This window comes from Kitasatospora sp. NPDC057015 (genome assembly GCF_042673745.1).
Lineage (GTDB): Bacteria > Actinomycetota > Actinomycetes > Streptomycetales > Streptomycetaceae > Kitasatospora.
Genome location: NZ_JBHUSG010000009.1, coordinates 1 through 23,382 on the forward strand (window position 1 = coordinate 1; position 23,382 = coordinate 23,382).

Below are 23,382 nucleotides of genomic sequence, written 5' to 3' on the forward strand. Positions count from 1 at the left end.
AGTTGCATGCCCAAGACCCGAAGCGGAGTGATCTAGCCATGGGCAGGTTGAAGCGGAGGTAAGACTTCGTGGAGGACCGAACCCACCAGGGTTGAAAACCTGGGGGATGACCTGTGGTTAGGGGTGAAAGGCCAATCAAACTCCGTGATAGCTGGTTCTCCCCGAAATGCATTTAGGTGCAGCGTCACGTGTTTCTTGCCGGAGGTAGAGCACTGGATAGGCGATGGGCCTCACCGGGTTACTGACCTTAGCCAAACTCCGAATGCCGGTAAGTGAGAGCGTGGCAGTGAGACTGTGGGGGATAAGCTCCATGGTCGAGAGGGAAACAGCCCAGAACACCGACTAAGGTCCCTAAGCGTGTGCTAAGTGGGAAAGGATGTGGAGTCGCAGAGACAACCAGGAGGTTGGCTTAGAAGCAGCCACCCTTGAAAGAGTGCGTAATAGCTCACTGGTCAAGTGATTCCGCGCCGACAATGTAGCGGGGCTCAAGCACACCACCGAAGTCGTGTCATTGCAGCAATACCCCCAACGGGGGCTGTGATGGGTAGGGGAGCGTCGTGTTCCGGGTGAAGCAGCGGAGGAATCCAGTTGTGGACGGGACACGAGTGAGAATGCAGGCATGAGTAGCGATACAAGAGTGAGAAACTCTTGCGCCGATTGACCAAGGGTTCCTGGGTCAAGCTGATCTGCCCAGGGTAAGTCGGGACCTAAGGCGAGGCCGACAGGCGTAGTCGATGGACAACGGGTTGATATTCCCGTACCCGCTTTGAAGCGCCAACGTCGAACCTCTGAATGCTAAAGCCGCGAAGCCGGCCCGGAGTCTTCGGACAATGGGACGTGGTGGAGCCGCTGACCCAACAGGGTAGTAGGTGAGCGATGGGGTGACGCAGGAAGGTAGTCCAGCCCGGGCGGTGGTTGTCCCGGGGTAAGGGTGTAGGCCGAGTGATAGGCAAATCCGTCACTCATTAAGGCTGAGACCTGATGCCGAGCCGATTGTGGTGAAGTGGATGATCCTATGCTGTCGAGAAAAGCCTCTAGCGAGTTTCATGGCGGCCCGTACCCCAAACCGACTCAGGTGGTCAGGTAGAGAATACCGAGGCGTTCGGGTGAACTATGGTTAAGGAACTCGGCAAAATGCCCCCGTAACTTCGGGAGAAGGGGGGCCGGAACTGGTGATCGGATTTACTCCGTGAGCTGGGGCCGGCCGCAGAGACCAGCGAGAAGCGACTGTTTACTAAAAACACAGGTCCGTGCGAAGCCGTAAGGCGATGTATACGGACTGACGCCTGCCCGGTGCTGGAACGTTAAGGGGACCGGTTAGTCGAGATTCGTCTCGGCGAAGCTGAGAACTTAAGCGCCAGTAAACGGCGGTGGTAACTATAACCATCCTAAGGTAGCGAAATTCCTTGTCGGGTAAGTTCCGACCTGCACGAATGGCGTAACGACTTCTCGACTGTCTCAACCATAGGCCCGGTGAAATTGCATTACGAGTAAAGATGCTCGTTTCGCGCAGCAGGACGGAAAGACCCCGGGACCTTTACTATAGCTTGATATTGGTGTTCGGTTCGGCTTGTGTAGGATAGGTGGGAGACTTTGAAGCAGCCACGCCAGTGGTTGTGGAGTCGACGTTGAAATACCACTCTGGTCGTGCTGGATGTCTAACCTGGGTCCGTGATCCGGATCAGGGACAGTGTCTGGTGGGTAGTTTAACTGGGGCGGTTGCCTCCTAAAGAGTAACGGAGGCGCCCAAAGGTTCCCTCAGCCTGGTTGGCAATCAGGTGTTGAGTGTAAGTGCACAAGGGAGCTTGACTGTGAGACCGACGGGTCGAGCAGGTGCGAAAGCAGGGACTAGTGATCCGGCGGTGGCTTGTGGAAGCGCCGTCGCTCAACGGATAAAAGGTACCCCGGGGATAACAGGCTGATCTTCCCCAAGAGTCCATATCGACGGGATGGTTTGGCACCTCGATGTCGGCTCGTCGCATCCTGGGGCTGGAGTAGGTCCCAAGGGTTGGGCTGTTCGCCCATTAAAGCGGTACGCGAGCTGGGTTTAGAACGTCGTGAGACAGTTCGGTCCCTATCCGCTGTGCGCGTAGGAATATTGAGAAGGGCTGTCCCTAGTACGAGAGGACCGGGACGGACGAACCTCTGGTGTGCCAGTTGTCCTGCCAAGGGCATGGCTGGTTGGCTACGTTCGGGAGGGATAACCGCTGAAAGCATCTAAGCGGGAAGCCTGCTTCGAGATGAGTATTCCCACCTCCTTGAGAGGGTAAGGCTCCCAGTAGACGACTGGGTTGATAGGCCGGATGTGGAAGCCCTGTAAGGGGTGGAGCTGACCGGTACTAATAGGCCGAGGGCTTGTCCTCAGTTGCTCGCGTCCACTGTGTTGTTCTGAAACAACGACCCCGCTTTTCCCGGGCCACGGGAAGATGCGGTGCGGTGACAGTTTCATAGTGTTTCGGTGGTCATAGCATGAGGGAAACGCCCGGTTACATTCCGAACCCGGAAGCTAAGCCTCATTGCGCCGATGGTACTGCAGGGGGGACCCTGTGGGAGAGTAGGACGCCGCCGAACAATCATTCCGAAGAACCCCCACCCGATTCCGGGTGGGGGTTCTTTGCGTTGGTGCGGGATACGATCGCGGTATGGCACGACCTGGCCCCAAGGCCCACCCCGAACCCCAGCCGCGTACCGAGCCCTTCAGCTTGTCGACCGACCCCTTCGCCATGGAGACCTCGCACGAGGTCGCCGGCCTGTACCTGGCGCCCCCGGAGCGGGTGCTCGCGCTGCACGTGGACGCGGAGACCCTGCTGCGGCCCAAGCTCCGGACCGCGCTGGAGACGCTGAAGGACGAGCCGCTGCCGGCCGCCGTCTCCGATCTGCTCGCGACCCTGGACAGCACCACCGACCGGGTCTCCGGGACGCTGCACCGCCGCCGTCGCGGCGTCGCCTTCCGGCAGTACCTGGCCCGGCTGGACAAGGAGCTGCCCGAGGGCGGCGAAGTCCACCTGATCTGCGACAACTACTTCACGCACAAGTCGCCGACGGTCATCAACTGGCTGCGGGTGCATCCCCGTTTCACCATGCACTTCGCGCCGGACGAGTCGGCCTGGCTGGCGCACGTCGAGCGCTGGTTCGCCTACCAGGCGGCCCGTGAGGGGTTCCACGGGGACAAGTCCTCGGCGGTCGCGCTGGCGGCGGGGGTGGCCGACTGGCAGAACCGGTCCGGGATCGGCCCCGCGGAGGAGGACGAGGACGGCCACGCGGGCGTGCACGTCTGGGTCAAGCCCCGCTACTAGGGTCTTCGCGCGCTGCCTGCATGCCTTGCGGTCGAAGGCAGCGGGCGGCCCGGCGGCGGCCTCAGTCGTGGTTGCGGGGTTCCGGCTGCATCGAGCGCGCCGGCTCGGCGACGTGCCGGGACTGGGCCGCGGACAGGCGTCGCGCTCCGTCCTGGGCGATGTCCGGCACCCATCGCGCGGCCGCGGCGTCCGACGGCACCAGGTCGTCCGGGACGGGCATCCCGGCGAGGACGAACAGGTCGACGGCGTGCAGCCCCGAAGCGGCGGCGAGCCGCCGAAGCAGTCCCGCCGCAGGAGGTGCCCCGGCGAGCACCGCCCGGATGTCCGACGGCAACGCTCCGGCGCGGTCGGCGAGTTCCGGCACGCCGAGCTCACGGTGGCGCAGCAACCGGCCCAGCATCGCGCTGAATGGGAGGGGCTCCGTCATGGCAGCAGTCCAGGTGTTCCGTCCCAGGGGGCGGCTCGGTGGTCAGCACGGTGAGCGTGACACCGTGCGCCCGCGGTCAGGCGCCGGCCGGTGCCGCGGATGCCAGGCGTGGCGCCGGCGGTAGCGGTGCGTGGTGCGGGCAGGCTTCGAACGCCTGGATCGCCAGCGCTGCGAAGCGTCGGGAGGCCATGACCCGGGTGGCGGTGGATGCGGCGTGGATCCCCTTGTTGGCCATGAGCATGAGGATGAGGTCGTCCAGAACGAAGTCCGGCCTCAGGTGCCCCGCGTCCTTGGCTCGCTGGGCGAGTCCGGCAACCGCTTTCACCGTGTACTCACGTCCCGCGGCGTCCGGGGCTCCCGGGAGGGTCGACAGGAAGGCTTCGGTGAAGCCCCGATCGCGTGCGTGCAGCTCACAGATCCGCTCGATCACCAGGCGCAGGCCGCGCCACGGATCAGGATCTGCGCACCCCTCGTCGACGATGGTGCGACATGCGCGCAGCTGGTCGGCGAAGGCTTCGGCGACCAGCACCTGCTTGGTCGGGAAGTGACGGTACAAGGTGGCAGGTCCCACCCCGGCCCGCCGAGCGATCTCCCGCATCGGCACATCCAGGCCCTCGGCCGAGAACAGTGCCCGGGCCGCGTCCTGGATGCGGTCGCGGTTGTCCATCGCGTCGGAACGCAGCTTGTGAGGCAAACGGTCGGTCACCGCTCTCACTTTAGCCAAGCGGACGGGGGCGTCCGTTACCGTCCCGGAAGGTAGGGGCTCGCCGAGATCATCGGGGCGCGCAGGAGCGGGACCGACGTGGGCCGCGGTGCGAAGCCCCGTCCCGCCGGGCGGCGATCGGTGGCGGGCACGGAGCACGGCCGCGCTCGAGCGGCCGGAGAACGTGGAGACGACATTGAAGGCGATCGCGATCCAGACGTACGGCGGCCCCGAGGGTCTGGCCGTTGTCGACCTGCCGGCCCCCGCACCCGCTGCCGGGCAGGTGCTGATCACCACCGAGGCGGTGGGCGTCGGCGGTGTCGACACCCTGATCCGAAGCGGGGCTCTGGCCGCCTACGGCTTCAAGGAGGGTCACATCCCGGGTGGCGAGGTGGCGGGCACCGTGACCGCGGTCGGCGACGGCGTCGACGCGTCGTGGATCGGCCGGCGGGTGTGGGGCTCCACCGGTACCGGCGGAGGCTACGTCGAACAGGCCGTCGTGCCGGTCGAGGAGATCGTTCCGCTGCCCGGTGGCCTGTCGGCCGTCGACGCGGTGACGCTCGGCAGTTCCGGTGTGGTGGCCCACTTCGGCCTCCGGCACGCTCGTTTCGCTCCCGGGGAGAGGGTCCTGGTGCGTGGCGCGGCCGGCAGTATCGGGATCATGGCGGTGCAGCTCGCGGCTCGTGGTGGTGCCGCCGCGGTGGCGGTCACGACCTCGTCGGTGGAGCGCGGAGAGCGGCTGCGCCGGCTCGGAGCGAGCCACGTGCTGGACCGCTCCGGAGACGGAGGGGAGGAGGCTCCCGCGGGCTATGACGTCGTCATCGACGTCGTGGCCGGTGAGGCCATGCCGTCGTTCTTCGACAGGCTCAACCCGAACGGCCGCCTGGTGGCCGTGGGCGCCGTCGCGGGTCAGCCGCCCGCGGACTTCGGCACGAGGATCATGGCGGCGTTCCAGAAGTCGTTGTCCTTCGCCGCCTTCAGTGCGGCCACCGTCACCCGAGCCGACCGGCGTGCCGTGCGCGCCGAGCAGTTCGCCGCAGCCGGCCGCGGCGAGATCGAAACGGTGGTGCACGAGGTGCTGCCACTGGACAAGGCGGTACTGGCGCATCAGAAGATGGCTGCGGGTGAGGTCTTCGGGAGGATCGTGCTGACGCCGTAGCCGAAGGTGTCCACGCCGGGACTGCCACGACCCCCGCGCAGTCGAGGCGAGGGAGTCCCACGGACACCGACCGCACCGGTCGGCCGGTGCCGCGGGAGGTCCGTCAGAGCCGGCCGGCCGCCTTCAGGGCGAGGTAGGCGTCGGCGAGGGCCGGGGCCAGGGCGGCGGGCGGGGCGTCCAGCACGGTCACGCCGAGCCTGGTGAGGTGCTCGGCGGTGCGGCGGCGGTCGGCCCGGGTCTGCTCGGCGGCGGCCGCCGCGTACACGGCGTCGAGGGTGCCCCGGCCCGCGGCCAGGGCGTCGAGGTGCGGGTCGGCGACCGAGGCCAGGACGACCTCGTGGCGCTTGGTCAGCAGCGGCAGCAGGGGCAGCAGGCCGTCCTCGACGGGGGCCGCGTCGAGACCGGTGACGAGGACGATCAGCGACCGGTGCGGCGCCATCCGCAGGGCGGTGGAGACCAGCGACCGCATGTCGGTCTCGAAGAGCGCGGGCTCCAGCACGGCCATCGCGTGGGTGAAGGCGGGCAGGATCTCGGACGCCGAGCGGCCGACCACCGAGGCCCGCCGGCGCACGTCGTGGGCGAGCAGGTCGACCCGGTCGCCGGCCTTGGTGGCGAGTGCGGTGAGGAGCAGCGCGGCGTCCAGCGCCGCGTCCAGCCGGGGGGCGTCGCCGACCCGGCCGGCGGAGGTGCGGCCGGTGTCGAGGGCGATCAGGATGTGCCGGTCGCGCTCGGGTCGCCAGGTGCGGACGGCCACGGTGTGGCGCCGGGCGCTGGCCCGCCAGTCGATCGAGCGGACGTCGTCGCCCGGCAGGTACTCGCGCAGGGAGTCGAACTCGGTGCCCTGGCCGCGGGTCAGCACCGAGGTGCGACCGTCCAGTTCACGCAGCCGGGCGAGGCGGGACGGCAGGTGCTTGCGGCTGGTGAACGGCGGCAGCGCGCGGACCGTCCACGGCACCCGGTGGGAGCCCTGGCGCCCGGCCAGGCCCAGCGGGCCCAGCGAGCGGACCGTCACCCGGTGCGCGTGGTGATCGCCGCGCCGGGTCGGGGTGAGCACGGTGGTGATCCGGCGTCGTTCGCCGGGCGGCACCAGCAGTCGGTGCCGGGACGCGGCCAGGGCGGTACCCGGCTGCCAGGCCGAGGGCGGCCAGGCGTCCCGGACGGCGCTCCGGAGCGGGCGGCCGGAGGGGTTGGTGACGGTCAGTTCGACGGCCGCCGGCTCGCCCAGCCGGACGGCGGTGTCCCCGGCGCGGTCGATCAGCAGCGGGCGGACCGGAGCAGCGAGCAGCAGATCGACGAGCACGGCCAGCAGCAGGGACCCGGTGACCACGCCGATCCCCGCCCAGGAGGGCAGCAGCAGGCCGACGACGAGCGCGCCGAGGGCGGCGAGCAGGGCGGTGCGCCCGGTGACGGCCATGCGGGGACTCCCAAGCGGGTGGCGGACCGCCGGCAGGCGGGGGCCGGCGGGGTGGTGGGGTGGCGACGGGTCAGCGCGGAGCGGGGGTCTGGGCGAGGACGGCCTGGATCACCGAGTCGGCGGTGACGCCCTCCATCTCCGCCTCGGCCCGCAACTGGACGCGGTGCCGCAGGGCGGGCAGGGCGAGGGCCTTGACGTCGTCGGGGGTGACGAAGTCGCGGCCGGCCAGCCAGGCCCAGGCGCGGGAGGCGTTCAGCAGGGCGGTGGCCCCGCGCGGGGAGACCCCCATCGACAGCGACGGGGACTGCCGGGTGGCCCGGCAGAGGTCGACGATGTAGGCGAGCACCTCGGGGGAGACGGTGACCTTCGCGATCCGGGCCCGGGCGGCCAGCAGGTCGGCCGGGCCCGCCACCGGGCGCACCCCGGCGGCCGCGAGGTCGCGCGGGTCGAAGCCGGCGGCGTGCCGGGCCAGCACCTGGAACTCCTGGTCCCGGGAGGGCAGCGGCAGGATCAGCTTCAGCAGGAAGCGGTCCAGCTGGGCCTCGGGGAGCGGGTAGGTGCCCTCGTACTCCACCGGGTTCTGGGTGGCGGCGACCAGGAAGGGCACGGGCAGGGCGCGGGGGACGCCGTCGACGGTGACCTGGTGCTCCTCCATGGCCTCCAGCAGGGCGGCCTGGGTCTTGGGCGGGGTGCGGTTGATCTCGTCCGCGAGCAGCAGGTTGGTGAAGACCGGGCCGGGCTGGAAGGAGAACTCGGCGGTGCGGGCGTCGTAGACGAGCGAGCCGGTGACGTCGCCGGGCATCAGGTCCGGGGTGAACTGGATCCGCTTGGTCTCCAGGCTGAGGGCCGTGGAGAGGGTGCGGATCAGCAGGGTCTTGGCGACCCCGGGGACGCCCTCCAGCAGCACGTGGCCGCCGCAGAGCAGTGCCACCACCAGGCCGGTGACGGCCGCGTCGTTGCCGACCACGGCCTTGGCGATCTCGGCGCGCAGGGCGGTGAGCGCCTGACGGGGGTCGTCGTCCGCCGTGCCGGTGGCGGTGAGGGGGGTGGTGGCGGTGGCCTGCTCGGTCACGGCTGTCGTACCTGCCTTTCAAGGGCGTCCAGGTCGTCCGCGAGCCGCAGCAGCGCGGCGTCGTCGGTGGGGGCCGGGCCGTACAGCAGGAACTGGACGGCGGCGGCGGTGGCGTCGCCGGCGAGCCGCTCGGCGACGGCCGCGCAGAGCGCGACGGGGTCGGGTGCGCCGTGCACCGACGGGATCCCGAGGACGGGGGCGATCCGGTTCAGCGCGGCGCGGCGCAGCGCCTCGGCGGCCCGGCCGCGGGCCCGGGCCCGCCGGTAGAGCCGGGCCCGGCCCTCGGTGGTCTCGGCGGCCCGGACCACCACGGGCAGGTTCTCGCTGACCACCGGGCCGAGCCGGCGGGCGCGCCAGGCGGCGGCGAGCAGGGCGGCGACGCCGAGCTGCAGGCCGGCCCAGTACCAGCCCCGCGGGATGAAGTCGGTGATCTGCGTCTGCCGCTCGGCCGGGGTGGGGGCGCTGTAGTCGGGCAGGTACCAGGTCAGCCGGGGCTGGGAGCCGAGCAGGCCGAGGGCGAGGGAGGCGTTGCCGTCCTCGCCGAGCCTGGCGTTGGTGAGGAAGGAGCCGTCGCCGAGGACCAGGACGTCGCCGCGCGGGCCGCCGGGCGCCAGGACCAGCGGGTAGGCGTTGTGCCGCGGGTAGCAGCCCTCGCCGTGCGGGCCGGGCCGGTAGAGGTACCCGCCGAGCCGGGCGGTGCCGGCCCGGACGGCGTCCGGCAGGGCGCAGGCCGCCGCGGTGCCGGTGGGCGGGGCGTAGTCGGGTCGCTCGCCCTGGCCGGCCTGGCTGACCTCCGGGGCCAGGGCCGCGAGGGTCTCGCCGCCGGGCGCGATCAGCACCAGCCGGGCGTGGTGCGCGGCGGCGAGCGCGCGCAGCTGGCCGGCGTCCAAGCGGTCGGGATCCGGGACCACGAAGGTGTCGGAGCCCGGGGTCGGGGCGCCCGGGTCGGTGGTGGTGCCGACGGCGAGGCCCTGTGCTTCCAGGAGGCGGACGACGGCGTGGGTGCCGCCGGGGTCGGTCGAGCGCGGGTCGAGCGGGGGGTACCGGTCCTCGCCGCTCTGGAGGGCGGCGAGGAGTACCCCGGTGGTCAGCAGGATGCCGGCGGAGAGCAGGTACCAGCGGGAGCGGAGCCAGCGGGTACGGCGGGTCGGGGTCAGGCTGGTGCCGGCGTCCGGGGCCGCGAGGGGCTCGGCTGAGGACGCGGCAGGGCCCGGTGCGGCCGGTAGCGCCGGGGCGGGTGTGGCGGAGGCCGGTGTCGGAGTGCCGGTGCCGGTCATGTCGCGCCCTCCGGGGACTGGGCGTGGGCCTGGGCCGGGACGAGGGTCGGGCGGGTGCGCTCCAGGGCCTGGTCGAGCTCGCTCAGCAGCTGGTAGGCGCCCTGGTCGGCGGGCCGGTCGCCGAAGGCGATGGCGTCGAAGGTGCGGGCGGCCGCGGTCAGGGCGGCGGCGTGCTGGGGCAGGGTCCGGCCGGCTTCGGCCGCCGCCTCGTCGGCGGTGCGCCCGGGGCGCGGGTCGAGCAGGGTGCGCTCCTCCAGCGAGCGGACGAGGGCGCGCATCTGTTCGCGGACGGCCTCGGACCAGCGGCCGGCCGCCGCGTGCCGGCGGGCCTCGGCACGGTACCCGTCGGCGCTGAGCGGGCCCCGGGTGTCGAAGAGCTCGGTGGCGGTGCGGGCGGCGCGGCCGGGTGCGCCGAGGCGCCACCAGACGGCGGCGACGAGGACCACGGCGACGATCAGGAACAGCACCAGCCCGGTGGTGCCGGTGGTGGCGGTGCCGACGCCGTCCAGGGCCTTGCCGATCTGCTCGAAGAACCAGTCGCCGATCCGCTGGATCAGGCTCGGGTCGTGCCGGTGGTAGGCGGGGTTGAGCAGCTCCTGCCGGGCGGCGTCACGGGCCGGGTCGCGCGGGACGGTGACCGGGGCGCCGCCGGCCAGCAGCGCCCCCTCCCCCCAGGTCGGCATCCGGTCAGAGCCTCGCCGCCGCCGGGTCGCCGTCGGCCGGTCCGGCGGGGCCGGGCTCGGCCAGACCGGCCGCCCGGGTCAGCTCGATGTCGAGGGCCTCGCGGCGGATCCGCTGGTCCACGTAGATCAGCACGTTGATGGCGGCGCTGGCCGGGATGGTGAGGGTGCCGCTGATCAGGCCGCCGAGGGCGATCACCACCAGGGCGGCGGGCGGCAGGCCGGGGTCGAACCCGGCGGCCGCGGAGTCGCCGAAGAGCTCGTCGCCGGCCATCACCATGCCGGCGATGCTGAACGGGGCCTGGATGATCCCTGCGACCACGACGACCAGGATCCAGGCGAGCGCGCTGATGCCGAAGACCCGCCACCAGGACCCGCGGACCAGTCGGCGGGATCGGGAGAAGGCGGCCCGGACGCCCTGCTTCTCCAGCATCAGGGCGGGGGCGGCCAGGCCGAGCTGGATCGCGACCCAGAAGGCCGCCGCGATTCCGGCGATTGCGACCAGGACGAGCAGGACGACGAGCCCGGGGTTCGGGTCCGGCGAGGTGGCGACCAGGTAACCGATCAGCGGTGCGGCGGCGAGCAGGACGATCCCGAGCATGATCAGGGCGTTGAGCAGGGTCAGCCCGAGGAGCTGGAGCAGCCGGGGCCGGGCGTCGCGCCAGGCCTCGCCGATCGTGACCGGCCGGCCCAGGATGGCCCGGCTGACCACCATGGTGAGCAGCGCGGTGGCGACCACCCCGATCAGCAGGGCCAGCGGCACCGAGACGAGGGTGGCCACGGCGGGCAGCACGCTGTCCGGGTTCTTGTAGGACTGCCACTGGACGAGCACGATGATCGTCTGCTGCAGGGCGGCGAGCCCGAGCGAGATGCCGAGCGTGGTGCGCCAGTGCCGGCGGACGGTGGACACCGCGCCGTCCAGGATCTCGCCGACGCCCAGCGGGCGCAGCGGGATGACGCCGGGCTTGGGGCTCTGCGGCCAGCCCCAGGGCTGTCCGCCCCACGGCTGTCCGCCGGGCGCGCCGCCCCAGGGCTGCGGGCCGCCGGGCGGGGGGCCGCCGTAGCCGCCGCCCCAGGCGGGCGGCGTGCTGGCGTGCGGTGATGACTGCCCGGGCACGGTGGCGGGTGCGGCGGCCGGCGGCCGGCCTTCCTCGCCGGGCTGCTCGGACGAGCTGGGCGGTGCCCAGCCCGGGGTGTCGGTCATCACTTGCTCCTGGGAGGGGGCTCGGTTCACAGGCCGGATCGGCGTCCTGTGCGGCCCATCGTGCCATGGTGGGTGCGCACGCCCCAGGGGTATCCCGTTGCTGATCGACAACGGGCGTCCCTGGACCTGCGGGGGGTCGCTGTTCGTCCGGTTTGCACGTGTTTCGTCTAGGGCTGAGGGAAGAAATGGCACTGCTGTGGGCCAGGTCACAATCCGGTAATGAGAAGATGGAAGCATGAAGGGACGCGTCCTCGTCGTTGATGACGACTCCGCACTGGCCGAGATGCTCGGCATTGTGTTGCGTGGTGAAGGTTTTGAGCCGTTTTTCGTCGCCGATGGGGACAAGGCACTAGCCGCGTTCCGGGAGACCAAGCCCGATCTGGTCCTGCTGGACCTGATGCTGCCCGGCCGTGACGGCATCGACGTCGCCCGCCAGATCAGGGCGGAGTCCGGCGTCCCGATCGTCATGCTCACCGCGAAGACCGACACGGTCGACATCGTGGTGGGCCTGGAGTCGGGTGCTGACGACTACGTCGTCAAGCCGTTCAAGCCCAAGGAGCTGGTGGCGCGGGTGCGGGCCCGGCTGCGGCGGGCCGAGGAGCCGACGCCCGAGCAGCTGACGATCGGCGATCTGGTGATCGACGTCGCCGGCCACTCGGTCAAGCGGGAGGGCCGGGGCATCCCGCTCACCCCGCTGGAGTTCGACCTGCTGGTCGCGCTGGCCCGCAAGCCCTGGCAGGTGTTCACCCGTGAGGTGCTGCTGGAGCAGGTCTGGGGCTACCGGCACGCCGCCGACACGCGCCTGGTGAACGTCCATGTCCAGCGCCTGCGGTCCAAGATCGAGAAGGACCCGGAGCGGCCCGAGATCGTGGTGACCGTGCGGGGCGTCGGCTACAAGGCCGGGCCCAGCTGACGTGAGGTACGAGGCTGACGACTCCCCGCCGGGCACCGACGCCGACGGGGAGGCCGCCCTGCGCGGGGACGTGCTGAGCTCCACGACCGAGGGCCGCCGGCCCCGGCGCGGTCCGGCCGCCCTGCTGGCGATGGTGGCGCGTCAGCTGCGCCGCCCGCTGCTGCGGGTGACGGCGCTCTACCGGCGCTCCATCCAGCTGCGCGTGGTCGCGGCGACGCTGTTGCTGTCCGTCACCGTGGTGCTGGTGCTCGGCGTCGTCGTGGTCGCCCAGGTCAGGGCCGGGCTGCTGGACACCAAGAAGCTGTCGGCCCGCAGCCAGGCCGGCGGCGGGTTCCAGAGCGAGCAGAAGAAGATCAACGAGGCGGCCGCCCTCAAGTCCAAGGTGGGCAGCGCCGGCGACCCGACCACCGACGAGATCGGCACCTGGCTGCTCAAGCAGGTCTCCGACCTGGCCATCAGCGGTCAGGGCCTGTACTCCGTGATCGCGATGGTGCCCTCCACCGGCGCCCACGTGTCCGCGAAGAGCTCCGACCTGCTCGGCCCGCGCTACTCCGGCGACATCCTGCCGAGCAGCATCCCGACGGCGCTGCGCGAGCAGGTCGCCGCCGAGCCCGGCGCCTCCTTCGAGAAGCCCACCGTCATCGACCGCTCGGCCGACGGCGGCGCCGACCCGCGGCACGATCCGGGCCTGGCGATCGGCAAGCAGTTCACCGGCCCGGGGGACATCGAGTACCAGCTGTACTACGTCTTCTCCTTCGAGCAGGAGAGCAAGACCCTCGACCTGGTCACCGGGACCCTGGCCACCGCCGGCCTGTTCGTGGTGATCCTGCTGGTCGGCATCGCCTGGCTGGTGGTGCGGCAGGTGGTCACGCCGGTGCGGATGGCCGCCGGGATCTCCGAGCGGCTCGCCGCCGGGCACCTGGAAGAGCGGATGAAGGTCACCGGCACGGACGACATCGCCCGGCTCGGCGACTCCTTCAACCGGATGGCGAACGGCCTGCAGGCGCAGATCCGCCAGCTGGAGGAGCTGTCCCGGGTGCAGCGGCGCTTCGTCTCCGACGTCTCGCACGAGCTGCGCACCCCGCTCACCACCGTGCGGATGGCCGCCGACCTGATCTACGACAGCCGCGAGGACCTGGACCCGATGGCGGCCCGCTCCGCCGAACTCCTCCAGGGCCAGCTGGACCGCTTCGAGTCGCTGCTCGCCGACCTGCTGGAGATCAGCCGGTTCGACGCGGGCGCCGCCATCCTGGACGCCGAGCCCGTCGACCTGCGCGACATCGTCGCGCGGGTGGTCGAGGCCGCCGATCCGCTGGCCCAGGCCAAGGGCAGCGCGGTGGTCATCCGCGGCGACGGCGAGCCGGTGGTGGCCGAGGTCGACTCCCGGCGGATCGAGCGGATCCTGCGCAACCTGGTGGTCAACGCGCTGGAGCACGGCGAGGGCCGCGACGTGGTGATCCGCCTCGGCTCCGCCGAGGGCGCGGTCGCGGTCGGCGTCCGGGACTACGGCATCGGCCTGAAGCCCGGCGAGGCCTCCCGGGTCTTCCACCGCTTCTGGCGGGCCGACCCCTCCCGGGTGCGCACCACCGGCGGCACCGGGCTGGGCCTGTCCATCGCGGTGGAGGACGCGCACCTGCACGGCGGCTGGCTCCAGGCCTGGGGCGAGCCCGGCGGCGGCTCGCACTTCCGGCTCACCATGCCCCGCACCCGCGGCGGCGAGATCAACCGCGCGCCGTTCCGGCTGGAGCCGGAGGACTCCCGCAACAACCGGGGCCTGGGCTCGACCGGGACGCCGTACCGCCGGGCCGCGCGCCCGGCCGGGGCCACCGCGCTCACCGCGGCGGGCGAGCCGACGGTCGTCCCGGAGACGCCGGACGGCGGCCTCAGCGGCTTCGGCAGCGGCCTCGGCGGGGTGCTGAGCATCGGCCCCGGCCTGGGCGCCCGCCGGGCACCCGAGGCACCTCGCTCGGACCCCTCGGACGTCAGTGCGGCCGGGGCGGGATACGGTGCCACCGGGGCCCAGATCGTCGTCGACCGGACGGTCGCACGGCCCTCCGTCGCGCAGCGCACGGCCGGGCCGGACACCGTGGTGGGCGTGGACGCCGACAGCGGGGCGCAGCCCGGGACCAGCAGGGCCGGGACGGACACGGAGGGGTCGCAGCGTGCGAAGGACCAGCACCAGGAGGGCTGACCCGCGCCGGTCCGCGGTGGCCGGGGCCGTGCTGGCCTCGCTGCTGCTGGGCGGCTGCGCGGCCATGCCGGACTCCGGCCCGGTCAGCAAGGTGGAGTTCTCCCAGGGCGCCGCGGACAAGAACCTGCAGGTGCGGGTCTTCCCGGTGGCCCCCTACAAGGGCGAGGAGCCGCGCGGCCTGCTCGCGGGCTTCCTGGACGCCTCGATCGCGGACGAGGAGAACTACGACACCGCCCGCAAGTACCTCACGGAGGCCGCCGGGGCCCGCTGGAACGCCGCGGCCGGCATCGTGGTGCTCGCCACCGACCCGACGGTCAGCGGCAGCCCGGAGCTCAGGGAGGGCGACACCTCGGCCTCCCTGACCGCCTCCGGCACGCAGGTGGCCCGGATCGACGACCGGCACTCGTACCGGTACGCCGACGGGGAGACGAAGCTGGACTTCAGCTTCGTCAAGGAGAACGGCGAGTGGCGGATCGACCGGCTGCCGGACGGCCTGCTGGTCAACCAGACCAACTTCCGCAACAGCTACCGGCAGTTCTCGCGCTTCTTCTACACCGCCGCGGACCCCTCGCTGCCGAGCGCGCGCGAGGTGCTGATCGCCGATCCGATCTACCTGCGGCGGCGAATAGATCCGCTCGCCACCGCCGCCAAGGCGCTGGCCACCGGCCCCTCCGAGTGGCTCGCGCCGGTGGTCACCACCACGCTCGACGGCGTCACCGTCCAGCAGGTCGCCGTCGACGACAGCAAGGTCGCCCGGGTGGAGATCGCGGGCGTCGACCTGGCCGGCCGGCCGCAGCTCTGCCAGCGGATGGCCGCGCAGTTCTTCTTCACCCTCGCCGACCAGGGCAAGGGCCAGATCGACCGGCTGGAGCTGCGCAGCGGCACCGGCGCCTGCTCGACCAGCAGGTCGCTCGCCGAGCAGGTCGCGCCCGGCAGCCTGGCCGGCGGGTCCACCGCCACCAGGCAGTACTACCAGCGCCACGACACCGGGCAGCTGATGGCCGCCGCCGACCAGGGCGAGGGCACGGCGGTGCCGGGCGAGCTGGGCAAGGCCCCGGCGCCGGGCGGCCGGACGCCGCTCGGCACCGTCGCGGTGCGCCGGGACGGCCAGCGGGCCGCCGCCGTCAGCGGCGACGGGCAGCAGCTGTACACCGTGAACGTCACCGAGGGCAGCGCCCTCGGCCAGGCCGTGCTGACCAGCGCCGGCCACCCCGCCAAGCCGGAGGACGGCCTGGCCTCGCCGAGCTGGGACGGCCGGGGCGACCTCTGGGTGGTGGACCGGACGGCGCCCGCCCCGCGGGTGCACATGATCCGGGACGGCAAGGCGGTCGTCGTGCCGGTGGACGACCTCGGCGGCCGGACGGTGCAGAGCCTCAAGGTCTCCTCGGACGGCGCCCGGGTCGCGCTGGTCCTGAAGGACGAGACCGGTGCCCGGACCCTGGCGCTGGCGCTGGTCGTGCACAGCGGCGCTCCCGGTACCCAGCAGGCGCGGATCTCCGGGCTGCGCACGGTGGCGCCCCTGCTGGCCGAGGTGGCCTCGGTGTCCTGGGCGGACACCGACCAGCTGCTGGTGCTCGGCAAGGAGAAGGACCGCCTCCAGCAGCTGTACTACATCAGCACGGACGGCTCGCAGAGCGCCGACGCCCCGCTGCAGGGCGGCGAGGGCATGGCCACGGTGGCGGCCTCGGAGGGCCGGGAGAACGGCGGCGTGCCGCCGGTGCTGGCGGTGCAGACCACCGAGAGCAAGATCTACCGGCTGATCGGCAACCAGTGGCGCGAGCTCGTCCTGCCGTACACGGCGAGTTCGTTCATCTACCCCGGGTGACGGTCCCGTCCTGGGCCGGCCGGGCCGCCGCCCGGGTGCGGTGCAGGGCGGCCGCGGCCACGGTGGCGCAGGCGTCCGGCGGGGCTCCGGCGAGGGTCAGCGCGCGGGCCGCCTCGGCGAGGCTGGCGCCGGTGGTGACCAGGTCGTCCACCAGGACGAGCCGGCACGGTGCCGGTCGGCCGGCTGCCCGGCCGGCCGCCCGTCCTGGGGCCCGGCCTGGTGACCGGCCGGCTGTGCGGCGGGACGCCGGCTGACCCGGTGTCGGGTGACCCGCCGCCGGGTGAGTGCGCGTCGGACGGCCCGCCGCCGGGTGAGTGTCCGTCGGCTGATGCGCCGCCGGGTGACCGGCCGTCGGCCGACAGGGCGCCAGCCGGCCCGCGAGCCGGGCCGGTACGGTCAGTGCGCCGTCCAGGTTGAGCCGCCGCTCGGCGGCCGACAGCCCGGCCTGGTCGGCCACCCGCCGGGTGTGCCGCAGGACGGGGGCGACCGCGGCGGGCCGCCCGTCGCGGCGCAGCGCCCGGGCGGCGGCCCGGGCCAGCCGCAGGGTGGGGTCGTGGCCGCGGGCCCGGACGGACTCGCGGGTGGAGGGCATCGGGACCAGCAGCACCGGGCAGCCGCCCCCGTCCGGGCCGAGGGCCGTGCGGACGGCTCCGGCCAGCGCCTCGCCCAGTGGCGCCGCGAGCGGCAGCGCGCCGCGCTCCTTGTGGGCGATCAGCAGCCGGCGGACCGGGTCGGCGTAGGTCGTCGCGGCGTACACGGCGGTGCCGGCGGTTGGGGCGGGCCGGGCGCCGGTGAGGAGGGCGCGGCAGGAGTGGCACAGCTGGATCCGGCCGGCGCCGCAGCCGGCGCAGGGAACGGGCAGCAGCAGGCCCAACAGCTCGCTGAACAGGGACAAGACGCCTCCTGACCGCTCGTGGGCACGGAGAGTGAGGCCCAGAATGAGCCGTCCGAGTGGAGTTGTCGAGGTGTTTACCCGTATTTCACTCACAGGGGGGTAGGCAGGGTGCAACAGCTTTACAGCCAGCCCGGCCGCGCTAGGTTCGAATCGTTCCACCCGCTGAAGAGGCGAAATCCCCGTGTGAGGTGTTCCATGAGGCTCCAGGGGGTTTCAAGCGTCCCTGGTGGGGAGGAAGTGAGGTGAGGGCCAGTCGCGCTCGCCGCCCGCGGCGACGCGGAGGGCCGGCAGAGAATGGGCTGGTCCGGCTGGGTCTCAGCCCGATCCGGTAGTCAATCCGGGTCGGCGTCAGCACGAGGGATCGGAGTTCTGCGTGGACATCGTCGTCAAGGGCCGCAAGACCGAGGTGCCCAAGAGGTTCCGCGAGCACGTGGCCGAGAAGCTGGAGAAGGTCCAGAAGTTCGACGGCAAGGTGATCAGCCTCGACGTCGAGGTGTCCAAGGAGCACAACCCGCGGCAGGCCGACCGGTCCGAGCGGGTGGAGATCACTCTCCGTACCCGTGGCCCGGTGATCCGGGCCGAGGCCGCCGCCGCCGATCCGTACGCGGCCCTCGACCTGGCCTCGGCGAAGCTCGACGCGCAGCTGCGGAAGTCCGCCGACCGGCGGCGGGTGCACAAGGGCGGCAACGGCCGTACCCCGATCAGTGTCGCCGAGGCGACCGCCGCGCTCGCGGCCCTGCCGGAGGCCACGAAGCCCGAGGCCGGCGCCAACGGGGCGGTCCGCAAGACCAAGATGGGTTCCCTGGAGGTGGAGGGCGACGGCCCGCTCGTCGTCCGCGAGAAGACGCACCCCGCCGCGCCGATGGCGCTGGACCAGGCGCTCTACGAGATGGAGCTGGTCGGCCACGACTTCTACCTCTTCGTCGAGAAGGACAGCGGCCTGCCGAGCGTGGTCTACCGCCGGCACGGCTACCACTACGGAGTCATCCACCTCAAGGCCGACGGGAGTGCCGTCGAGGGTGAGGCCGGTGGCGCCGGAGGTGCGATCGGCGGTCCCGACGACGAGGACTGACCGACCGCGGCGCTGATCCGCGGGTGACCCCGGCGGCCGATGCCGCCGGGGTCACCCGTGCGCCGGCGCGTGCGCGGGCGCGTGCGCCCTCGTGACCGAAGCGGAACCGGGCCGACTCGGAGTGTGATCGGGGAGTGCGTCATTCGTGGAATGATTGGCGCGACGACGACCGGCGACGGGGGAGGAGCGGATGGGGGATCACTTCGGGCTGGGGCCCACCGGTGGGCCGGTCTCGGGAGGGCCCGCAGGCGCGGGGGAGGCCGTGGAGTCCGACTACTCCCCGCGGCGGGGGGAGCCCATCCGCGTCCTGGTGGTGGACGACCACGCACTGTTCCGCCGCGGCCTGGAGATCGTGCTGGCCGAGGAGGAGGACATCAAGGTCATCGGGGAGGCGGGGGACGGCGCCGAGGCGGTGCTGAAGGCCGCAGACCTGCTGCCGGACATCATCCTGATGGACGTCCGGATGCCGCGCCGCAGCGGGATCGAGGCCTGCACCGCGATCAAGGACGTGGTGCCCAGCGCCAAGATCATCATGCTGACGATCAGCGACGAGGAAGCCGACCTCTACGAGGCCATCAAGGCCGGCGCGACCGGCTACCTCCTCAAGGAGATCTCCACCGACGAGGTCGCCACCGCGATCCGCGCGGTCGCCGACGGCCAGTCGCAGATCAGCCCCTCGATGGCCTCCAAACTGCTGACCGAGTTCAAGTCGATGATCCAGCGGCGGTCCGACGACCGTGACCTGGTGCCCGCCCCCCGGCTCACCGACCGGGAGCTGGAGGTGCTCAAGCTGGTGGCGACCGGGATGAACAACCGGGAGATCGCCAAGGAGCTCTTCATCAGCGAGAACACCGTGAAGAACCACGTCCGGAACATCCTGGAGAAGCTGCAGCTGCACTCCCGGATGGAGGCCGTGGTCTACGCGATGCGGGAGAAGATCCTCGAAATAGGGTGAGGCCCCGGGCGCCCGGTCAGCCGCCCAGCGACTTCTCCAGGGCCGGGCGCAGCGACTCGTCGTCGAGCAGCTCCACCCGGACGTCGGTGCAGCCCACCCAGTCGGCCGCCTCGCGCAGCGCGCGGGCCAGCGGCTCGACGTGGCGCGCTGCGTCCAGCGAGATCTGACGGGCCACCAGGGTCCTTCCCTCGCGGGCCGGGTCGACCCGGCCCACCAGCCGGCCGCCGGTCAGCAGCGGCATCGCGAAGTACCCGTGCACCCGCTTGTGCCGGGGCGTGTACGCCTCCAGCCGGTGCGCCATGCCGAAGATCCGCTCGGTCCGGGCGCGGTCCCACACCAGCGAGTCGAACGGCGAGAGCAGGGTGGTGCGGTGGCGCCCGCGCGGTACGGCGGCGAGCGCCGCGGGGTCGGCCCAGGCCGCGGCCGGCGCACCCTGCGGGCCCCAGCCGGCCACCTCCACCGGCACCAGGCCGGAGTCGGCCAGGGCGGCGTCCACCTGCTCGGCCCGCAGCCGGTGGTAGTCCGCCAGATCCGCCCTGGTCGCCACCCCGAGGGCGGCGCCGGACTGCGCGACCAGGGTCCGCAGGCAGCTGAGGTCGTCCGGGTCGCGGCCGAACAGCTCGGCGGGGACGGCCCGTTCGGCCAGCTCGTAGACCCGCTTCCAGCTGCGCCGCTCGGTGCAGACCACGTCGCCGAAGGCCAGCGCACGCTCCACCGCGATCTTCGTGTCGGACCAGTCCCACCACTCGGCCGTGCGCTTGGCGCCGCCCAGCTCGGTGGAGGTCAGCGGGCCCTCGGCGCGGAGCTTGTCCAGCACGTACCGGTACGTCTGCGGGGTCACCTGGTGCCCCCAGAGGTTGCCGCGGTCGCGGTAACGGCGGCGCCGGAAGGCGAACAGCGGCCACTCCTCGACCGGCAGCACGCAGGCCGCGTGCGACCAGTACTCGAAGCTCGACCCGCCACCCCAGTAGGCGGCCTCGACGGCGGGCCGGCCGACCGCGCCGAGCCGGGCGTACGGGATCAGTTCGTGCGAGCGGGCGAGCACGGAGATGGTGTCCAGCTGGACGGCGCCCAGGTGCCGCAGCACCCCGCGGACCCCGCCCCGGCGGTCCGGCGCCCCGAGGAACCCCTGCGCGCGCAGCGCGATCCGGCGGGCCTCGTCAGCGGTCAGCGTGGTGACGGTCATGCCTGGCAGCGTAGGGCGCGGCACCGACAACCGGCCGGTCCGATGACCGGTTTGACCCGGTAGGCAGGGCTATCGGGGGAAGTGCTCTCAGGGGTGACACGGGAATAGCGTGCTGACGCACCTCCCGGGGCATTGGACTCCTCGCATACGATGGCCCGTGCGGTGGGGTGGACCCCCCGTGCAGTCGTCCAGTGCCAATACAGGCAAGGAGCCCGCTCTAGTGTCCGTCTTCGACAAGATCCTGCGCGCCGGCGAAGGCAAGATCCTTCGCAAGCTGCAGCGGATTGCCGCCCAGGTCAACTCCATCGAAGAGGACTTCGCCAACCTCACGGACGCCGAGCTGCGTGCGCTCACCGACGAGTACAAGCAGCGGCTCGCCGACGGTGAGACCCTTGACGACCTCCTGCCCGAGGCGTTCGCCACCGTCCGTGAGGCCGCGAAGCGGGTGCTCGGCCAGCGGCACTACGACGTCCAGATCATGGGCGGCGCCGCGCTGCACCTCGGTTACGTCGCCGAGATGCGCACCGGTGAGGGCAAGACCCTCGTCGGCACGCTCCCGACGTACCTGAACGCGCTTACCGGCAAGGGCGTTCACCTCATCACCACCAACGACTACCTCGCCGAGCGCGACTCGGAGTGGATGGGCCGGGTGCACCGCTTCCTCGGCCTGGAGGTCGGCGTGGTGCTGGGCAGCATGACGCCCGCCGAGCGCAAGCGCCAGTACGGGATGGACATCACGTACGGCACCAACAACGAGTTCGGCTTCGACTACCTGCGCGACAACATGGCCTGGTCGAAGGACGAACTCGTCCAGCGCGGCCACAACTTCGCGGTGGTCGACGAGGTCGACTCGATCCTGATCGACGAGGCCCGTACCCCGCTGATCATCTCCGGCCCGGCCGACCAGGCGACCAAGTGGTACGCCGACTTCGCCAAGCTGGTGCAGCGCCTCAAGATCGACCGCGACTACGAGGTCGACGAGAAGAAGCGCACCGTCGGCGTCCTGGAGGAGGGCGTGTCGCGGGTCGAGGACTACCTCGGCATCGACAACCTCTACGAGTCGGTCAACACCCCGCTGGTCGGGTTCCTGAACAACGCCATCAAGGCCAAGGAGCTCTACAAGGCGGACAAGGACTACGTCGTCATGAACGGCGAAGTCATGATCGTCGACGAGCACACCGGCCGCATCCTGGCCGGCCGCCGCTACAACGAGGGCATGCACCAGGCGATCGAGGCCAAGGAGGGGGTGGAGGTCCAGAACGAGAACCAGACGCTGGCCACCATCACCCTGCAGAACTTCTTCCGCCTGTACGACAAGCTCTCGGGCATGACCGGTACCGGCACCACCGAGGCCGCCGAGTTCCACCAGATCTACAAGCTCGGCGTGGTGCCGATCCCCACCAACAAGGATCCGCGCCGGATCGACCAGCCCGACCTGATCTACAAGTCGGAGCCGGCGAAGTTCGCCGCGGTGGTCGAGGACATCGCGGAGAAGCACGAGAAGGGCCAGCCCGTCCTGGTCGGCACCGTCTCGGTCGAGAAGTCCGAGTACCTGTCCCAGGAGCTGCGCAAGCGCGGCATCCCGCACGAGGTGCTGAACGCCAAGCACCACGAGCGCGAGGCGCAGATCGTCGCCCAGGCCGGCCGCAAGGGCGCCGTCACCGTCGCCACCAACATGGCCGGCCGCGGTACCGACATCATGCTCGGCGGCAACTCCGACCACCTCGCGGCGGCCGAGCTCGCGCAGCGCGGCCTCACCCCGACGGACACGCCGGAGGAGTACGAGGCGGCCTTCCCGGAGGCCCTGGAGAAGGCGAAGGCCTCCGTCAAGGCCGAGCAGGACGAGGTCCGCGAGGCCGGCGGCCTGTACGTGCTGGGCACCGAGCGGCACGAGTCCCGCCGGATCGACAACCAGCTGCGCGGCCGCTCCGGCCGTCAGGGCGACCCGGGCGAGTCCCGGTTCTACCTCTCGCTGGGTGACGACCTGATGCGCCTGTTCAAGGCCGGCATGGTCGAGCGCGTGCTGTCGATGGCCAACGTGCCGGAGGACGTGCCGATCGAGTCCAAGATGGTGACGCGGGCGATCGCCTCGGCCCAGACCCAGGTCGAGCAGCAGAACTTCGAGATCCGCAAGAACGTCCTGAAGTACGACGAGGTGCTGAACCGCCAGCGCGAGGTCATCTACGGCGAGCGCCGCCGCGTCCTGGAGGGCGAGGACCTCCAGGAGCAGATCGGCCACTTCATGGACGACACCGTCGAGGCCTACGTGAAGGCCGCGACCGGTGAGGGCTTCGAGGACGACTGGGACCTCGACAAGCTGTGGACCGCCCTCAAGCAGCTCTACCCGGTCACCCTCGACCTGGAGGAGCTGGAGGAGGAGGCCGGCGGCCCCGCGGGCCTGACCTCCGAGTTCCTCGTCCGGGCCGTCCAGGAGGACATCCAGGGCCAGTACGGCGCCCGCGAGGACCAGCTCGGCGCGGAGATCATGCGTGAGCTGGAGCGCCGCGTGGTGCTCTCGGTGCTGGACCGCCGCTGGCGCGAGCACCTCTACGAGATGGACTACCTGCAGGAGGGCATCGGCCTGCGGGCGATGGCCCAGCGCGACCCGCTGGTCGAGTACCAGCGCGAGGGCTTCGACATGTTCACCGCCATGATGGAGGGGATCAAGGAGGAGTCCGTCGGCTACCTGTTCAACCTGGAGGTCCAGGTCGAGCAGCAGGTCGAGGAGGTCCCGGTCGCGGACGGCGACGGCGAGATCTCGCTGGAGAAGGAGAGCCGGCCGGAGATCCGGGCCAAGGGCCTGGAGGCGCCGAAGCCGCAGCGGCTGCACTACACCGCGCCGACGGTCGACGGTGACGACACCGTGATCGAGGGCGACTTCGAGGACCTCGCGCCGGAGGACGAGGGCGACGGCCTCACCCGGGCCGAGCGCCGCAAGGCCGCCAAGTCGACCAAGGGTCGCCGCCGCAAGGCCTGAGCAACGGCCGCCGGCCCAGGCCGGCAGGAAGGGCGCCGCCCCCGATCCGGGGCGGCGCCCTTCGCCGTGCCCGGGCCGCGCCCATGGCGCCCGCTCGGGGCTCGGCCCGGGCCGGGCCCGGTGCTTCGAGGGCGGG

At 71.6% G+C, this 23,382-nt stretch carries 17 protein-coding genes and 2 rRNA genes; 10 read left to right on the top strand and 9 right to left on the bottom strand.

The features are described 5' to 3' along the window. From ACFTWP_RS11270 to ACFTWP_RS11280, 3 genes are all read left to right on the top strand, one after another. Positions 1-2,363 (top strand): 23S ribosomal RNA (locus ACFTWP_RS11270); the annotation flags it as partial. Between the two features lie 91 nt (positions 2,364-2,454). Continuing rightward, positions 2,455-2,571 (top strand): 5S ribosomal RNA (gene rrf / locus ACFTWP_RS11275). A gap of 71 nt (positions 2,572-2,642) precedes the next feature. Continuing rightward, complete coding sequence (locus ACFTWP_RS11280; RefSeq protein WP_380264217.1) at positions 2,643-3,296, top strand: transposase; 654 nt, start codon at positions 2,643-2,645, stop codon at positions 3,294-3,296. Positions 3,297-3,357: 61 nt separating this feature from the next. On the opposite strand, the gene ACFTWP_RS11285 is transcribed toward ACFTWP_RS11280, so the two are convergent. Continuing rightward, complete coding sequence (locus ACFTWP_RS11285) at positions 3,358-3,723, bottom strand: hypothetical protein (protein WP_380264218.1); 366 nt, start codon at positions 3,721-3,723, stop codon at positions 3,358-3,360. A 76-nt stretch (positions 3,724-3,799) separates the two neighbouring features. Beyond that, complete coding sequence (locus ACFTWP_RS11290; RefSeq protein ID WP_380264220.1) at positions 3,800-4,429, bottom strand: TetR/AcrR family transcriptional regulator; 630 nt, start codon at positions 4,427-4,429, stop codon at positions 3,800-3,802. Positions 4,430-4,622: 193 nt separating this feature from the next. Between ACFTWP_RS11290 and ACFTWP_RS11295 the strand changes: the two genes are divergently transcribed. After that, complete coding sequence (locus tag ACFTWP_RS11295) at positions 4,623-5,585, top strand: zinc-binding dehydrogenase (protein WP_380264407.1); 963 nt, start codon at positions 4,623-4,625, stop codon at positions 5,583-5,585. Positions 5,586-5,688: 103 nt separating this feature from the next. On the opposite strand, the gene ACFTWP_RS11300 is transcribed toward ACFTWP_RS11295, so the two are convergent. The 5 genes from ACFTWP_RS11300 to ACFTWP_RS11320 all read right to left on the bottom strand — a co-directional run bounded on the left by ACFTWP_RS11300 (position 5,689) and on the right by ACFTWP_RS11320 (position 11,232). Beyond that, a complete protein-coding gene (locus ACFTWP_RS11300; protein WP_380264221.1) occupies positions 5,689-6,999 on the bottom strand; it encodes a DUF58 domain-containing protein in 1,311 nt (436 codons plus the stop codon). Positions 7,000-7,069: 70 nt separating this feature from the next. Continuing rightward, positions 7,070-7,990, bottom strand: a complete 921-nt coding sequence (locus ACFTWP_RS11305) for an AAA family ATPase (RefSeq protein WP_380264408.1) — start codon at positions 7,988-7,990, stop codon at positions 7,070-7,072. A 77-nt stretch (positions 7,991-8,067) separates the two neighbouring features. After that, on the bottom strand, positions 8,068-9,348 hold the full coding sequence (locus tag ACFTWP_RS11310) for a DUF4350 domain-containing protein (RefSeq protein ID WP_380264222.1): 1,281 nt from the start codon (positions 9,346-9,348) through the stop codon (positions 8,068-8,070). After that, complete coding sequence (locus ACFTWP_RS11315; RefSeq protein ID WP_380264223.1) at positions 9,345-10,031, bottom strand: DUF4129 domain-containing protein; 687 nt, start codon at positions 10,029-10,031, stop codon at positions 9,345-9,347. The genes ACFTWP_RS11310 and ACFTWP_RS11315 overlap by 4 nt, the downstream gene beginning before the upstream one ends. Before the next feature lie 4 nt (positions 10,032-10,035). After that, positions 10,036-11,232, bottom strand: a complete 1,197-nt coding sequence (locus tag ACFTWP_RS11320; RefSeq protein WP_380264224.1) for a hypothetical protein — start codon at positions 11,230-11,232, stop codon at positions 10,036-10,038. Positions 11,233-11,467: 235 nt separating this feature from the next. Here ACFTWP_RS11320 and mtrA point away from each other — a divergent pair, with 235 nt between their 5' ends. The 3 genes from mtrA (at position 11,468) to ACFTWP_RS11335 (ending at position 16,161) form a co-directional block, all read left to right on the top strand. Then, positions 11,468-12,145 carry an MtrAB system response regulator MtrA gene (gene mtrA, locus ACFTWP_RS11325; RefSeq protein WP_380264225.1) on the top strand — a complete coding sequence of 226 codons (678 nt, stop codon included), beginning with the start codon at positions 11,468-11,470 and terminating at the stop codon, positions 12,143-12,145. 130 nt (positions 12,146-12,275) lie between these two features. Next, the gene (gene mtrB / locus ACFTWP_RS11330; RefSeq protein WP_380264409.1) at positions 12,276-14,336 is read left to right on the top strand and encodes an MtrAB system histidine kinase MtrB; all 2,061 of its coding nucleotides are present in this window, start codon (positions 12,276-12,278) and stop codon (positions 14,334-14,336) included. After that, a complete protein-coding gene (locus ACFTWP_RS11335) occupies positions 14,308-16,161 on the top strand; it encodes an LpqB family beta-propeller domain-containing protein (protein WP_380264226.1) in 1,854 nt (617 codons plus the stop codon). The genes mtrB and ACFTWP_RS11335 overlap by 29 nt, the downstream gene beginning before the upstream one ends. Here the strand turns inward: ACFTWP_RS11335 and ACFTWP_RS11340 are convergent. Further along, positions 16,145-17,056, bottom strand: coding sequence for a ComF family protein (locus ACFTWP_RS11340; RefSeq protein ID WP_380264227.1), 912 nt, complete (start codon positions 17,054-17,056; stop codon positions 16,145-16,147). The two genes, ACFTWP_RS11335 and ACFTWP_RS11340, sit on opposite strands and share 17 nt — an antisense overlap. Before the next feature lie 373 nt (positions 17,057-17,429). Here ACFTWP_RS11340 and hpf point away from each other — a divergent pair, with 373 nt between their 5' ends. Both hpf and ACFTWP_RS11350 read left to right on the top strand, forming a co-directional pair. Next, entirely contained in the window at positions 17,430-18,128 is a 699-nt protein-coding gene (gene hpf, locus ACFTWP_RS11345; protein ID WP_380264228.1) for a ribosome hibernation-promoting factor, HPF/YfiA family, read from the top strand. Positions 18,129-18,318: 190 nt separating this feature from the next. Beyond that, on the top strand, positions 18,319-19,083 hold the full coding sequence (locus tag ACFTWP_RS11350) for a response regulator (protein WP_380264229.1): 765 nt from the start codon (positions 18,319-18,321) through the stop codon (positions 19,081-19,083). A gap of 16 nt (positions 19,084-19,099) precedes the next feature. Here the strand turns inward: ACFTWP_RS11350 and ACFTWP_RS11355 are convergent, their stop codons facing one another. Further along, on the bottom strand, positions 19,100-20,269 hold the full coding sequence (locus ACFTWP_RS11355; RefSeq protein WP_380264230.1) for a winged helix-turn-helix domain-containing protein: 1,170 nt from the start codon (positions 20,267-20,269) through the stop codon (positions 19,100-19,102). Between the two features lie 220 nt (positions 20,270-20,489). On the opposite strand from ACFTWP_RS11355, the gene secA reads away from it, so the two are divergent. Then, complete coding sequence (gene secA / locus ACFTWP_RS11360; RefSeq protein ID WP_380264231.1) at positions 20,490-23,246, top strand: preprotein translocase subunit SecA; 2,757 nt, start codon at positions 20,490-20,492, stop codon at positions 23,244-23,246. The last annotated feature ends 136 nt before the right edge of the window (positions 23,247-23,382 follow it).

Coding starts and splice junctions, on each gene's coding strand:
- ACFTWP_RS11310 (WP_380264222.1), bottom strand. CDS start 9,348: ATGACCGGCACCGGCACTCCGACACCGGCCTCCGCCACACCCGCCCCG.
- ACFTWP_RS11350 (WP_380264229.1), top strand. CDS start 18,319: ATGGGGGATCACTTCGGGCTGGGGCCCACCGGTGGGCCGGTCTCGGGA.
- ACFTWP_RS11280 (WP_380264217.1), top strand. CDS start 2,643: ATGGCACGACCTGGCCCCAAGGCCCACCCCGAACCCCAGCCGCGTACC.
- ACFTWP_RS11300 (WP_380264221.1), bottom strand. CDS start 6,999: ATGGCCGTCACCGGGCGCACCGCCCTGCTCGCCGCCCTCGGCGCGCTC.
- mtrB (WP_380264409.1), top strand. CDS start 12,276: ATGGTGGCGCGTCAGCTGCGCCGCCCGCTGCTGCGGGTGACGGCGCTC.
- ACFTWP_RS11355 (WP_380264230.1), bottom strand. CDS start 20,269: ATGACCGTCACCACGCTGACCGCTGACGAGGCCCGCCGGATCGCGCTG.
- ACFTWP_RS11320 (WP_380264224.1), bottom strand. CDS start 11,232: ATGACCGACACCCCGGGCTGGGCACCGCCCAGCTCGTCCGAGCAGCCC.
- ACFTWP_RS11285 (WP_380264218.1), bottom strand. CDS start 3,723: ATGACGGAGCCCCTCCCATTCAGCGCGATGCTGGGCCGGTTGCTGCGC.
- mtrA (WP_380264225.1), top strand. CDS start 11,468: ATGAAGGGACGCGTCCTCGTCGTTGATGACGACTCCGCACTGGCCGAG.
- ACFTWP_RS11315 (WP_380264223.1), bottom strand. CDS start 10,031: ATGCCGACCTGGGGGGAGGGGGCGCTGCTGGCCGGCGGCGCCCCGGTC.